The 12,683-nt window shown below is 32.5% G+C and carries 11 protein-coding genes and 1 pseudogene; 11 read left to right on the forward strand and 1 reads right to left on the reverse strand.

Annotated features, from left to right (window positions below; all coding sequences use genetic code 11):
- Position 1: 1 nt before the first annotated feature.
- Positions 2-688 carry a ComF family protein gene (locus JBL43_RS02770; protein WP_198839942.1) on the reverse strand — a complete coding sequence of 229 codons (687 nt, stop codon included), beginning with the start codon at positions 686-688 and terminating at the stop codon, positions 2-4.
- Between the two features lie 51 nt (positions 689-739).
- Here JBL43_RS02770 and JBL43_RS02775 point away from each other — a divergent pair, with 51 nt between their 5' ends.
- From JBL43_RS02775 to JBL43_RS02825, 11 genes and pseudogenes are all read left to right on the forward strand, one after another.
- Positions 740-1,297: a class I SAM-dependent methyltransferase gene (locus JBL43_RS02775; RefSeq protein ID WP_198839943.1), complete on the forward strand. Its 558-nt coding sequence runs from the start codon at positions 740-742 to the stop codon at positions 1,295-1,297.
- Between the two features lie 86 nt (positions 1,298-1,383).
- Positions 1,384-2,289 carry a DUF8428 domain-containing protein gene (locus JBL43_RS02780; protein ID WP_198839944.1) on the forward strand — a complete coding sequence of 302 codons (906 nt, stop codon included), beginning with the start codon at positions 1,384-1,386 and terminating at the stop codon, positions 2,287-2,289.
- Positions 2,290-2,548: 259 nt separating this feature from the next.
- Positions 2,549-4,093, forward strand: a complete 1,545-nt coding sequence (locus tag JBL43_RS02785) for a glycine--tRNA ligase (RefSeq protein ID WP_198839945.1) — start codon at positions 2,549-2,551, stop codon at positions 4,091-4,093.
- 178 nt (positions 4,094-4,271) lie between these two features.
- Positions 4,272-4,733, forward strand: a complete 462-nt coding sequence (locus JBL43_RS02790) for a (2Fe-2S)-binding protein (protein ID WP_198839946.1) — start codon at positions 4,272-4,274, stop codon at positions 4,731-4,733.
- An 11-nt stretch (positions 4,734-4,744) separates the two neighbouring features.
- Positions 4,745-6,889, forward strand: a complete 2,145-nt coding sequence (locus JBL43_RS02795; RefSeq protein WP_198839947.1) for a xanthine dehydrogenase family protein molybdopterin-binding subunit — start codon at positions 4,745-4,747, stop codon at positions 6,887-6,889.
- 83 nt (positions 6,890-6,972) lie between these two features.
- Positions 6,973-8,007 (forward strand): XdhC family protein, encoded by a 1,035-nt coding sequence (locus JBL43_RS02800; protein WP_198839948.1) that lies wholly within the window; start codon positions 6,973-6,975, stop codon positions 8,005-8,007.
- A 3-nt stretch (positions 8,008-8,010) separates the two neighbouring features.
- Positions 8,011-8,628, forward strand: a complete 618-nt coding sequence (locus JBL43_RS02805) for a nucleotidyltransferase family protein (protein WP_198839949.1) — start codon at positions 8,011-8,013, stop codon at positions 8,626-8,628.
- Positions 8,629-8,665: 37 nt separating this feature from the next.
- Positions 8,666-8,773, forward strand: a pseudogene (locus JBL43_RS20500) (hypothetical protein); the annotation flags it as partial.
- 19 nt (positions 8,774-8,792) lie between these two features.
- The gene (locus tag JBL43_RS02815; protein WP_198839950.1) at positions 8,793-11,078 is read left to right on the forward strand and encodes a glycoside hydrolase family 20 protein; all 2,286 of its coding nucleotides are present in this window, start codon (positions 8,793-8,795) and stop codon (positions 11,076-11,078) included.
- 144 nt (positions 11,079-11,222) lie between these two features.
- Positions 11,223-11,825 carry a TetR/AcrR family transcriptional regulator gene (locus tag JBL43_RS02820; RefSeq protein ID WP_198839951.1) on the forward strand — a complete coding sequence of 201 codons (603 nt, stop codon included), beginning with the start codon at positions 11,223-11,225 and terminating at the stop codon, positions 11,823-11,825.
- Positions 11,826-11,874: 49 nt separating this feature from the next.
- Positions 11,875-12,675 (forward strand): haloacid dehalogenase type II, encoded by an 801-nt coding sequence (locus JBL43_RS02825; protein ID WP_198839952.1) that lies wholly within the window; start codon positions 11,875-11,877, stop codon positions 12,673-12,675.
- Positions 12,676-12,683 lie beyond the last annotated feature (8 nt).

Here is a 12,683-nt window from a genome sequence, read left to right on the forward strand (position 1 = left end):
TCTATTCGGTATAAGCCATTGTAACAATACTTATTTTTACATTATTTGATTTTAATATTTGATTAGCACATGCTTCTAAGGTTGCTCCTGTTGTAATAACATCATCTATTAATAACACATGGCTATTATCGAAATAGTTAGAAGTGCTTACGTCAAATATTTCTTGAACATTTTTCCAACGGTCGAAACGTTGTTTTAATGTTTGTGTTTCCGTTTTAGATTTCCGCACTAAAACACCCTCTAAATAAGGTGCTTCAATAATTTCAGATAAACTGAACCCAAAAGTGGTTAATTGGTTATACCCTCTTTTCTTAAGTTTTTTATCATGTAATGGAACTGGAACTATATAATCAATTTTTGGTAACCTTTGACTCTCTTTCAATTGAGCTCCCATCCAATTTCCTAATAGACTACCTATATCTTGTTGACCTCTATATTTTAATTGATAGATAAGTTGTTGAGATACGCCTTTCGTTTTATAATAAAACAATGATGCTCCAAATTCTATGGGCAACCGACCGTAGAAGGCTTTCTCTACTTTATTATCAATTTCAGTAATAAAATCTGTTATTGGAAGCTCAAATCTACATTTTAAACACAAGGTATCTTCATTTTGTAATAATTGTTCTTTACAACAAACACAAATTTTAGGAAAAAATAAGTGATAAATATCTCTAAAAAATCGCATCTTTGACAATTATTCGGTGAATTTAACTGATATTTTACTAAAGATACGATATTGAAAACAAAAAAAGCATTTATAAAAGAAGCCATTAAAAATATTAAAGTTTCTGGCACTGTAGCACCTAGTTCCAAATATTTAATAAATAAAATGCTAAAAGAAGTTGACTTCACAAAAACAAATGTGATTGTTGAATATGGATCAGGTAATGGAAATTTCACAAAAGAACTTCTTAAAAATTTAAATAAAGACAGTAAATTAATCTCTTTTGAAATTAATGAGAAATTCTATGAACATTTAAAAACATTTAAAGATTCCAGATTAACGGTTTTAAATGAATCTTGTGAAAATATAAAAGCAGTTTGTGAAAAACTGAATATTTCAAATATTGATTATTTCGTATCTAGCTTGCCACTCACAAATATACCTGACAACGTTACAAAGAAAATTCTTGACGAAAGTTATGCTCAACTAAAAGATGATGGCTGCTTTTTACAATATCAATACAGCTTAACTTATTACAAAAAATTTAAAAAAATATATAGCAATGTTGATTTAGAATTTGAAATAAGAAATATACCTCCTGCCTTCATATACAAATGCAAAAAAAGATAACGCTGAATACAATATTTTTCTAAATTTACGTTTTGCTTAGATAAGTATTTAACAAACTCTAAATTAAAACTTTAATTATTTTCATTATGGAAGAACAAAAATCATCTTCAAACAAAAAAATTATAATAGGTATATTATTAGCTTTGCTTGTCGGGTTAGGTGTCTACACTATGCGTACTACTTCTAAATTTAAAGCCTCCGAAGAATTCTTGAAACAAGAGAAAGAACAAATCTTAGGCAATTTAACAGCTATGGAAGAAAAATACGACACCGCAATTGCTCAAAACAATTCAATGTCTGAAGAATTAACCATTGAAAGAGATAGAATTATCGCTTTTAAAGATTCTGTTCAAAATCTAAAAAGTACCAACTGGTCATTAATTAGACGTTACCGTGGAAAAATTTCAGATTTAGAAAAAACTAATGAAAGATTAATGAGTGTAGCTGATTCATTATTTTTAGTAAATAATGACTTAACCATTCAAAGAGATAGCATAACAGGTAAGTTAATTGAGCAAACCAATGCAAATGACACTTTGATGGCTCAAAACGTAAATTTATCAGAAAAAGTAAAAATTGGTGGTGCATTAAGAGTTAACTCTGTATCTGCAATGGCTATGAGATTAAGAGGTAATGGTAAATATGCAGAAACTACTAAAGCTCAAAAAGCAGAAGCTATTCGTGTAACTTTTAGAATTGAAGGAAATGAAATTGCTACACCTGGAGATAAAACGGCATATATTGTAATTCAAAACCCAAGTGGTAAAGTTTTAAGCGAAAAAGGAACTTTTACTGCTAATGATGGTAAGCAAATGCCTTATACAGACACTGATGTTGTAGATTATAAAAATCTTGATAAAGATGTCGTAATGTTTGTTGAAAAGATACCTCAAAAATTTGTAAAAGGTAATTATACTGTAAAAGTATATGTAGAAGGCAACATTGTAGGTGCTGCTAAATTAGAATTGAAAGATGCCTTTTTAGGTTTGTAAGATTTTAAATTCTAACATAAAAAATTAAAGTGTAACTAGGTAAACTAGTTGCACTTTTTTATTTTGGAGCATGACCTCGTTTTTTAAAACTTTATGATTTTAACAAAAAGACAATATCGAACTCCTTTTTCGTCTTTACTTCCTCTTGAAATTCTACTTTAGACTTCAAAAAAACTGTCCATTGAAGAAAAAAATATTATTTTTAGTTTAAACGCAAAAAGTTTAAATCAATTCATGTATAATTTTCTATTTTTGCAACATGATAAAACCAGAAGATCAATTTAAAAAAGTTATCTCTCATGCTAAAGAATACGGATATGTATTTCAAAGTAGTGAGATTTACGATGGCTTAAGTGCCGTTTACGATTATGCTCAGAACGGAGTTGAACTTAAAAAAAACATACGCGACTATTGGTGGAAAGCCATGGTGCAATTAAATGATAACATTGTAGGGTTAGATGCTTCCATCTTTATGCATCCTACAACATGGAAAGCTTCAGGACACGTTGATGCTTTTAATGATCCATTAATAGATAACAAAGATTCTAAAAAACGTTACAGAGCTGATGTTTTGATAGAAGATTATTGTGCTAAAATAGAAACTAAAATAAATAAAGAGGTAACCAAAGCTGAAAAACGATTTGGAGATGCCTTCAACAAAGAAGAGTTTGTCAGTACCAATCCTCGCGTTGTAGGTTATCAAGAAAAAATTAATAGTATCTTAACAAGGATGGGGAAATCTTTAGAAAAAGAAGACCTTGTAGATGTCAAAGCTCTAATTGAAGAATTAGAAATCGCAGATCCTTTATCTGGGTCTCGAAATTGGACCGAAGTGAAACAGTTTAACCTAATGTTTGGTACTAAGCTTGGAGCTTCTGCCGATTCTGCAATGGATTTATATTTACGTCCAGAAACGGCTCAAGGTATTTTTGTGAACTTTCTTAATGTCCAAAAAACAGGACGAATGAAAATTCCTTTTGGGATAGCCCAAACAGGTAAAGCCTTTAGAAATGAAATTGTTGCACGTCAATTCATATTTAGAATGCGTGAGTTTGAACAAATGGAAATGCAATTCTTTATTAAGCCAGGAACTCAAAAAGAATGGTTTAAACACTGGAAAGAAGCCCGTTTAAAATGGCATCTATCGTTGGGTATGGGCGAAGAAAATTATCGTTTTCACGATCATGAAAAATTAGCTCATTATGCAGATGCTGCAACAGATATAGAGTTTAAATTTCCTTTCGGATTTAAAGAATTAGAAGGAATACACTCGCGTACAGATTTCGATTTGAAACAGCATGAGGAATTTTCTGGTAAAAAACTTCAATATTTTGATCATGAAGAAAATGCAAGCTACACACCTTACGTTTTAGAAACGTCTATAGGCTTAGATAGAATGTTTTTAGCAGTATTTTCAAATGCTTTAGTAGAAGAAGAATTAGATAACAATACCACAAGAACCGTTTTAAAATTACCAGCAGTATTGGCACCTACAAAAGCGGCTATTTTACCATTACTTAAAAGAGATGGATTACCAGAAGTAGCGAAACAAATTGTTGAAGATTTAAAATGGGATTTTAATGTATTTTACGATGAAAAAGATGCCGTTGGTAAACGTTACAGACGTCAAGATGCTAATGGAACACCTTTTTGTATCACTGTTGATCATGAGACCCTTGAAAATAATACAGTAACCATTCGACATAGAGATACAATGGAACAAAAACGTGTAAAAATTGATGATTTACGAGAAATTATCAAAAAGGAAGTTGATGTTAAGCATTGGTTGCAAAAAATGAACTAAATAGATTAAATAATTCTATTTTAAAAACGCAATAAGTATTTCTTATTGCGTTTTTTTGTTCATAATATAGTATCGCAGATTGTTAAATTTATCAAACCGCATTTATTTTTTTATTAACTTGCTAGAATTCTATAACTTATCACAAGTAATTGATTTATTTTAACTAAATAATCTTCAAATGGCAAAATACAAACTACAAGTAAATAATAAATCTTACGACATAGAGGTAAGTGAAGATACTCCCATTTTATGGGTGTTACGAGATCATCTTAACCTATTAGGTACAAAATATGGATGTGGTATTGGCCAATGTGGTGCCTGTACCATTCATCTAAATGGCGAACCTGTTAGAAGTTGTTCTTTACCTATTTCATCAGTTGCTGATAAGTCCATAACTACTATTGAAGGTATTTCTGAAGCTGGTGATCACCCTGTTCAATTGGCTTGGAAAGAAATTGATGTGCCACAATGTGGTTACTGCCAAGCGGGTCAAATTATGACAGCGACTGCTTTTTTAGAGAAAAACCCCAATCCCAATAGCGATGAAATTAGAGATGCCATGCATGGTAACATTTGTAGATGTGCCTCTTATAACCGTATTGAAAAAGCTGTTGCTAAAGCAGCCACTGCTAATAGTTAAATCCGAGATAGATGAAATCACAAAAGAAAAATATAGATAGAAGATCGTTTTTACGAACATCAGCTCTTGCTGGAGGAGGAATGATTATTGGGTTTAATTTATTTAATGCTTGTAAACCTCAGGTAAAACCCGCAATTGATATATCTAAACTTAATTTTAATGACTTTAATGGATTTATTAAAATAGCAGATAATGGAATGGTTACCATTTTTGCACCCAATCCTGAAATTGGACAAGGTGTAAAAACGTCAATGCCAATGTTAATTGCTGAGGAACTAGATGTTTCTTGGGACAACGTACATGTAGTTCAAGGCGGATTAGATATGGATGTATTTCAAAGACAAGTAGCAGGTGGAAGTCAATCTATTAGACATGGTTGGGAACCACTGCGGCAAACTGGAGCAACCGCTAAGCAAATGTTAGTCAATGCGGCGGCTGCAAAATGGGGAGTTGACGCTAAGGAATGTAGTGTTGAAAACGGAGTTATTTCTAACAAAAAAGGTGAAAAATTAGGATATGGTGAAGTAGTACTTGATGCTGCAAAATTAGAAGTTCCTAAAGATGTTAAATTAAAAGATCCTAAAGACTTTAAAATCATCGGACAAGATGTTCAAAATGTTGATGTTGATGAAATTATAACTGGAAAACCTTTATTTGGAATCGATTTTAAACGAGAAGGTATGTTATATGCCTCTGTAATGAGACCGCCAGCGTTCGGGCAAAAATTAGTTTCTTTTGATGATACAGAAGCTAAAGCCAAAGATGGTGTAGTTGATGTTTTTCAATTTGGAGATAAAATAGCTGTTTTAGCAACGAGTACATGGATTGCCATGCGAGCCAAAAAAAGTTTAAAAGCGACTTGGAAAGAAGATACAACGTTAGAAAGTACCGAAGATCATGACAAAATATTGCTTGATTTATTAGCGGGAAATAAATTTGAAACCCTCCGAAAAGATGGTGATATTAACAAGGCTTTTAAGGAAGCAGATTCAGTTTTGGAACGTACTTATGAATCACCATTCCTACCTCATAACTGTTTAGAACCTATGAACTTTTTCGCTGATGTCACAGATAAAAAAGTGGAATTAGTGGGGCCAATTCAGACTCCAGCAGGTACTGCCAATAGAATTGCGAAAGAATTAGAGAGAGACATTAAAGATATTTCATTAGAAATGACACGTATGGGTGGTGGATTTGGAAGAAGATTATATGGTGATTTTGCCATAGAAGCGGCTTTAATATCAAATATTGCAAAAAAACCAATACAAGTACTTTTTTCAAGAGAAGATGATATGGCTGATGGTATTTATAAACCCGCCATTAAGTACAAAATAAGTGCTGCCATAAAAGATAGTAAAGTTACTGGATATCATTTAAAAGAAGCAGCTATAAATAGTAATATGTACGGATTAATTCCCAACTTTTTTCCTGCAGGTGCTATAGAAAACTATCAGGTAGATATTGCTAATTATAAAAGTAATATTACCACAGGGGCATGGCGAGCTCCTTACACCAATTTTTTAGCCTTTGCAGAACAAAGCTTCTTTGATGAATTGGCAGAAACCATGGATGTTGATAAAATCCAATTGCGTTTAGATTTACTCCAAAATGTAAAAGGTACAACAGACGAACGCATTCAATATTCTCCAGAACGTTTAGAAGCTGTAATAAATGAAGCTGTAGAAAAATCAAATTGGGGAAAAGTAGACAAAAATACATATCAAGGATTTTCGGCATATTATTGTCATAATACGCACGTGGCCGAAGTCGCTGATGTAGTTATGGAAGCAGGCGTACCTGTAGTAAAAAAAGTTACTTGTGTATTAGATTGTGGTATTGTTGTAAATCCATTAGGTGCAAGAAACCAAGTGGAAGGTGGTGTACTTGATGGAATTGGCCATGCTATGTATGGTAATTTAGAATTTAAAGATGGAGTACCGCAGTCTACAAACTTTCATAACTATCGTTTGGTAAGAATGAAAGAAACACCTAAAGTTGAAGTTCATTTTATTGAAAATGAAATAGCTCCAACCGGTCTTGGCGAACCCGCTTTACCACCAGCAAGTGCAGCTGTAGCAAATGCTATTAAAGCCGCAACTGGCATTCGTATTACAAAACAGCCATTTATTAATGCTAGTGAAAAGATTTTTGGTTAAGAAAAAATATATATAAATGTCTGTTGGAGTACCTTGTCATTAGTTTGGTGTTTCGATAACCTTCGTCCTTAATACAAAATTTAGTGACTCACGAATTTAAAAAAATAATAAAAGGCTTTCAGAAAGCAAAAGAAAGCCGATTGCAATGCGTTATTGCCACAGTTGTAGCGTTGGAAGGCTCTTCATACAGAAAGCCAGGTGTACGGATGCTCATTATCGAAAATAGTACTATGATTGGTGCAGTTAGCGGTGGTTGTGTAGAAAAAGAAATCTTAAAACAATCGCATTCGGTTTTTAAAACAGGAATTTCTAAAGTAATGGCTTATGACGGTCGTTATCGCTTAGGTTGTGAAGGCACGTTGTATATTTTGTTAGAATTATTTAATCCCGAACCTAGTTTTATAAATGCATTTAATACGAGTTTAAATCAGCACAAAAGTTTTACTATAAATAGTTATTACTCAAAAAATATTGATGCTGATAAAAGTTACGGTTCTACTATTTTATTTGATGATTCACTTGAGTTTAATTTTAACCAATCTGTAAAAAAAAGTGTAAATACCTCCAACCATCTTTTTAACCAAACCTTAAAACCATGTTTTAGATTGGTCATTATTGGTGCAGAGCACGATGCCGTTGAACTTTGTATTTTTGCGTCTTCATTAGGTTGGGATGTTATTATTATTACTTCGCCTACTGATCCAAAATCGATTGAAGATTTTCCTGGTGCTCACAAAATGCTTCACGAAGCTCCAGGTATATTTGACAACTACATTATTAAAGAACAAACGGCGATTGTTTTAATGACTCACAATTACGCCAAAGATTTTCAATATTTAATTGCGATGAAAGAAATAATACCTGATTATATCGGTGTATTGGGTTCTGTAAAACGAAGAGAAACTTTACTTAACGACTACATGGAACACAATCCTCTTGTTGATGATCTATTTATCGAAAAAATTCACAGCCCAGCAGGATTAAATATAGGTGCGATAACACCACAAGAAATTGCACTGTCAATTTGTGCTGAAATACTTGCTGTAACTCGGGGTGCAAATCCAACTTCCCTTAAAAATGTACAGCAAGGAATTCATACTGATAATTACCTATCTTAGAACGTGAAAGCAATTGTAAAACCACAAAAAATAGTTCTAGTTATTTTGGCTGCAGGAGCTTCATCTCGTATGAAATCCATAAAGCAATTGTTACCATGGAAAAAAACGACCCTATTGGGCAATGCTATTCAACAAGGTTTATTAGCAAAGATTGATACCGTTTATGTTGTTTTAGGAGCCAATAGTGAAATCATTAAACCAGAAATAAAAAATTTTAATATCGAAATTATAGAAAATGAGAGTTGGGAATTAGGTATGGGAAAATCCATTGCTTGTGCTATGGATTTTATAAACAACTCCCCTACTCAATTTGATGGTATTCTAATTGCATTGGCAGATCAGCCCTTATTAACTGCTTCGCATTATAAAGAATTAATTGCTAAATTTTGTAAAAATAATTTTGGAATTGTTGCTACTCAAGAGCATAAAATCATTGGCGTGCCTGCAATTTTTAGTCGAAAATATTTTAATCAATTGGCTACTTTTAATGAAGATAAAGGAGCGAAGGCGGTAATCAAAGAAAACATGGGTGATGTTCTTTTTGTTGATGCTGATAGTATGGCTTTAGATGTTGATACTATGAAAAATTATAAAGAATTGTATAAGAAATATGGAAGGTAACTATTACTTTAAAATTTGACTCTATGTAGATCTTTCAAAAAGAAAGATTAATGGAAATGAAAAAGTTGTTTGGGTATTTGTAGTTTTACTTTTCAACTTCATTGAAACAATAATATATTTTACAATTAGCAATAAACCAAAATAAAAAATCGAATTCCTATTCTATGAAACTTCTCAACCTACTAATATTCTGCATTTTACTCATAGCAATTTCGTGTAAAACGCAACCTATCAAAAAAACAGGAATAATTCCACAACCGAACGAAGTAAACTACCAAGATGGGACTTTTACAATCGCAGAAAAAACGACAATTGTAATAGAGAACTCGAAACAGAGTCTATTAATTGCTTCAAAACTGAATGCCTTTTTAGCTAAAAACTTTGATCTAAATCTTAAAACCAAAACAGAACCACAAACAAATGCTATCCAATTATTGGTTGCTAAAAAAGAAACCGAAAAAGAAGGATACCAATTAGATATAACCAAAACTGGTATTGTAATAACAGGAAACTCTTACCAAGGTTTGTTTTATGGTCTCCAAACCTTAAAACAAATGCTTACACCGAAAACATTGATAACAAAGCCTACACTAAATTTTGTAAACATTAAAGATGCTCCAGAATTTGGCTGGAGAGGTATGATGTTGGATGTGTCTCGTCATTTCTTAACAAAAGATTCCGTTAAAAAAGTAATTGATATTTTGGCAATGCATAAAATGAACAAGTTTCATTGGCATTTGGTAGATGGTATCGGTTGGAGAATTCAGATTGATAAGTATCCAGAATTAACCAAAAAAGGAGCATGGAGAAAAGTAAAAGAAAATAGTACTCCTTGGGAAAATTTTGAGACTACTTATAAGGATAGCCAAGGTGAAGTCTATGGAGGCTTCTATACGAAAGACGATATAAAAGAAATAGTTGCCTATGCTGCCGAACGTTATATTGATGTAATTCCAGAAATAGAAATGCCTGGGCATTCTGAAGCTGCATTACAATGTTATCCTGAATTTAGTTGTGATGGTCTTGGAACATCAGGCGTTTATTGTGCCGGAAACGATAAATCTTTTGAATTTTTACAAAACATTATCAGCGAGATTGCACCCCTTTTTCCATACGAATATGTGCATATTGGTGGTGATGAAGTTGGTAAAGACTCTTGGTTGAGTTGCGAAAAATGTAAAAAAAGGATGAACGATGAAAACCTACATGATGGTGAAGAATTACAAAGCTATTTTGTAACACGTATGGAAAAATTTGTACATGCTCAAGGTAAAAAACTAATTGGATGGGATGAAATTCTAGAAGGCGGATTACCAGAAAGAGCAACCGTAATGTCTTGGAGAGGATTTGAAGGCGGTATTGAAGCTGCCAATGCAGGTCATGATGTCGTTATGTCACCAGGTTTTCCGTTGTATTTTGACCATAACCAAGGTAAAAGTGAATATGAGCCACCTTCGTGGGGTGGTTACAACAATCTGCTTAGTGTTTATAATTTTTATCCTGTACCTGATGATATTACAGCAGATAAAAAGCATCATATACTTGGTGCACAGGCCAATCTTTGGACTGAACAAATTAAAACTTTAAGTCATATTGAATATATGATGTTACCAAGAATAGCTGCATTATCAGAAGCTCTTTGGACGAGTCCGAGTCAAAAAAATGAACAAGATTTCATTAAGAGAATAGATATTCATTTTGATAGGCTTAAAGAGTTAAATTATAATTTTGCAGGCAGTGCGGTGTCACCAGATTATGAAGTTACTTATAACAAAACCAGTAAGGAATTTGTATTAGAATTAAAAAATGAATTGGGCATCTATGATTTAAAATATACTTTAAATGGAATTGCTCCAACAGCAAGTGCAGAAACCTATTCAAAACCAATTCGTTTTTCTGCTCCTATTGAATTGTATGCACAAGCGTTTCGAAAAGATGAGCCTATTGGATTTCCATTGAAAAAAATGTTCTCAACTGGTTTCAGTGAAAAATGTAAAGTTACCTACACCAACCCCTATAACGAAAGTTACAATGGTGGTGGGGATCAAGCTTTATTTAACAATAAATTTGCCAATGCACGTGGTGATGACCCTAATTGGCAGGGACTTCCTAAAAAAGATTTCGAAGTAACCATCGATTTAGGCGAATCGAATAAGCTATCCTATATTGGTTTGAACTTTTTTCAACATATTGACGCTACGTCTGTAATGTTACCCACTGAGGTAACAATAGCTGTTTCGGAAGATGGCACTACTTATAAAACTGTTTTTAACGAAGCATTGATATCCATTAAATCCAGAGCTCCAATTATAAAAAGAATAGAAGCCAAATTTACATCACAAAATGTTTCTTTTGTTAAAATTACTGCGAAAAACAGAGGGGAATTACCTGAATGGCATATTCGTAAAGGAGATGCATGGGTATTTATAGATGAGATATCTATGAAATAGAGCACAGATCCAAACATATTTAACAACCTGTATTCTAGTTAATTAAACTGTATATTTTTTTGTATTCGTGATTATTAGAGTTAATCAAAGTTAAATAATAGTTAAAAACATTCGGACAGGTATGTTTTAATGTACATTTGCATCATGCAACAAGATTTAAAGTCAGAGCTGACTAAACAATTAATAATAGACAATGCTTTTAACCTATTTTACGAAAAGGGTTTTAAAACGACGAGTATTGAAAAAATAATGAAAGCCACTACACTTTCAAAAGGTGCATTTTATCATCATTATAAAAATAAAAAAGAATTAGGACTAGAAGTTATTGGCTTGAAAATTCAAAAAAGAGTTTATGATGGTATGATTTCCCCTTTAGGAGAATCTGGTGATGCGTTTAAAATCATAGAATTTACTTTTTTAAATAGGATAAAATCATTTCCTTTTTATGATAAAAAACATGGATGTCCAATGAATAATTTTATAAATGAAATTGGCGATTATGAATTGGCCTATCAAAATGCACTAAAAAGTATTGTTGAAAATTGGAAAAACGCTCTTATAGCATTAATAGAAAGAGGAAAAACAGAAAATTCAATTAACAAGACTGTTTCTAGTAAAGCAGTTGCTGTTTATTTAATAAGTGCTTTTGAAGGCATTAGAGGTCTGAGAAAACTTTACGATGACGATTTGATTCTTGACGATTACATTATCGGACTCTCTTTATATTTAAAACAATTAAAACCATAATTTTTACAATTAAAACATAATAAATAGAATATTTTTAGAACAATAAATAATGGAAAATAACAGAAGAAGTTTTATCAAAAAAACAGCATTGGCAGGATTGGCAGGTGCAGCGATACCACAATTTGGCTTTGCTCAAAATAACCAGAATAGCAAAACTGAGAAGCTCTTTTTAAATAGACCTAAAGTACTTTTTTTTGATGTAAATGAAACTTTATTAGATTTAACAGCCATGAAAGAAAGTGTTGGAAAAGCACTAGAAAATAGAAGTGATTTATTACCCTTATGGTTTACAACGATGTTGCAATACTCATTAGTTTCCACGGTAGGAAGACAATACAAAGACTTTGGAGTAATTGGTGCTGCAGCTTTACAGATGGTAGCATCAAACAATAATATATCTATTTCTGAAACAGAAGCTAAAGAAGCTATTTTAGGTCCGATACGATCTTTGCCTGCACACCCTGAAGTAAAAAAAGCCCTTACAGAATTAAAAAGTGCTGGATACAAATTAGTATCATTTACAAACTCATCCAACAAAGGTGTTGAAACACAGTTTAAAAATGCAGGATTACTTGACTTTTTTGACGATAGATTAAGTGTTGAAGATATTGGTAAATTTAAACCACATGCCGATACTTACGATTGGGCAGCCAGAAAAATGGGTATTGCATCCAATGAATGCTTATTAGTTGCGGCTCATGGTTGGGATATTGCAGGTGCTCTTTGGGCAAATTGGAGAGCAGCCTTTATTAGCAGACCTGGAGCACAATTATATCCATTAGCTCCAACTCCCGAAATTAACGAGTCAGATTTAGCATTGATAACTAAAAAATTAATTGCACTAAAATAATAGCTCCA

The organism is Aureibaculum flavum, from assembly GCF_016406085.1.
Classification (GTDB): Bacteria; Bacteroidota; Bacteroidia; order Flavobacteriales; family Flavobacteriaceae; genus Aureibaculum; species Aureibaculum flavum.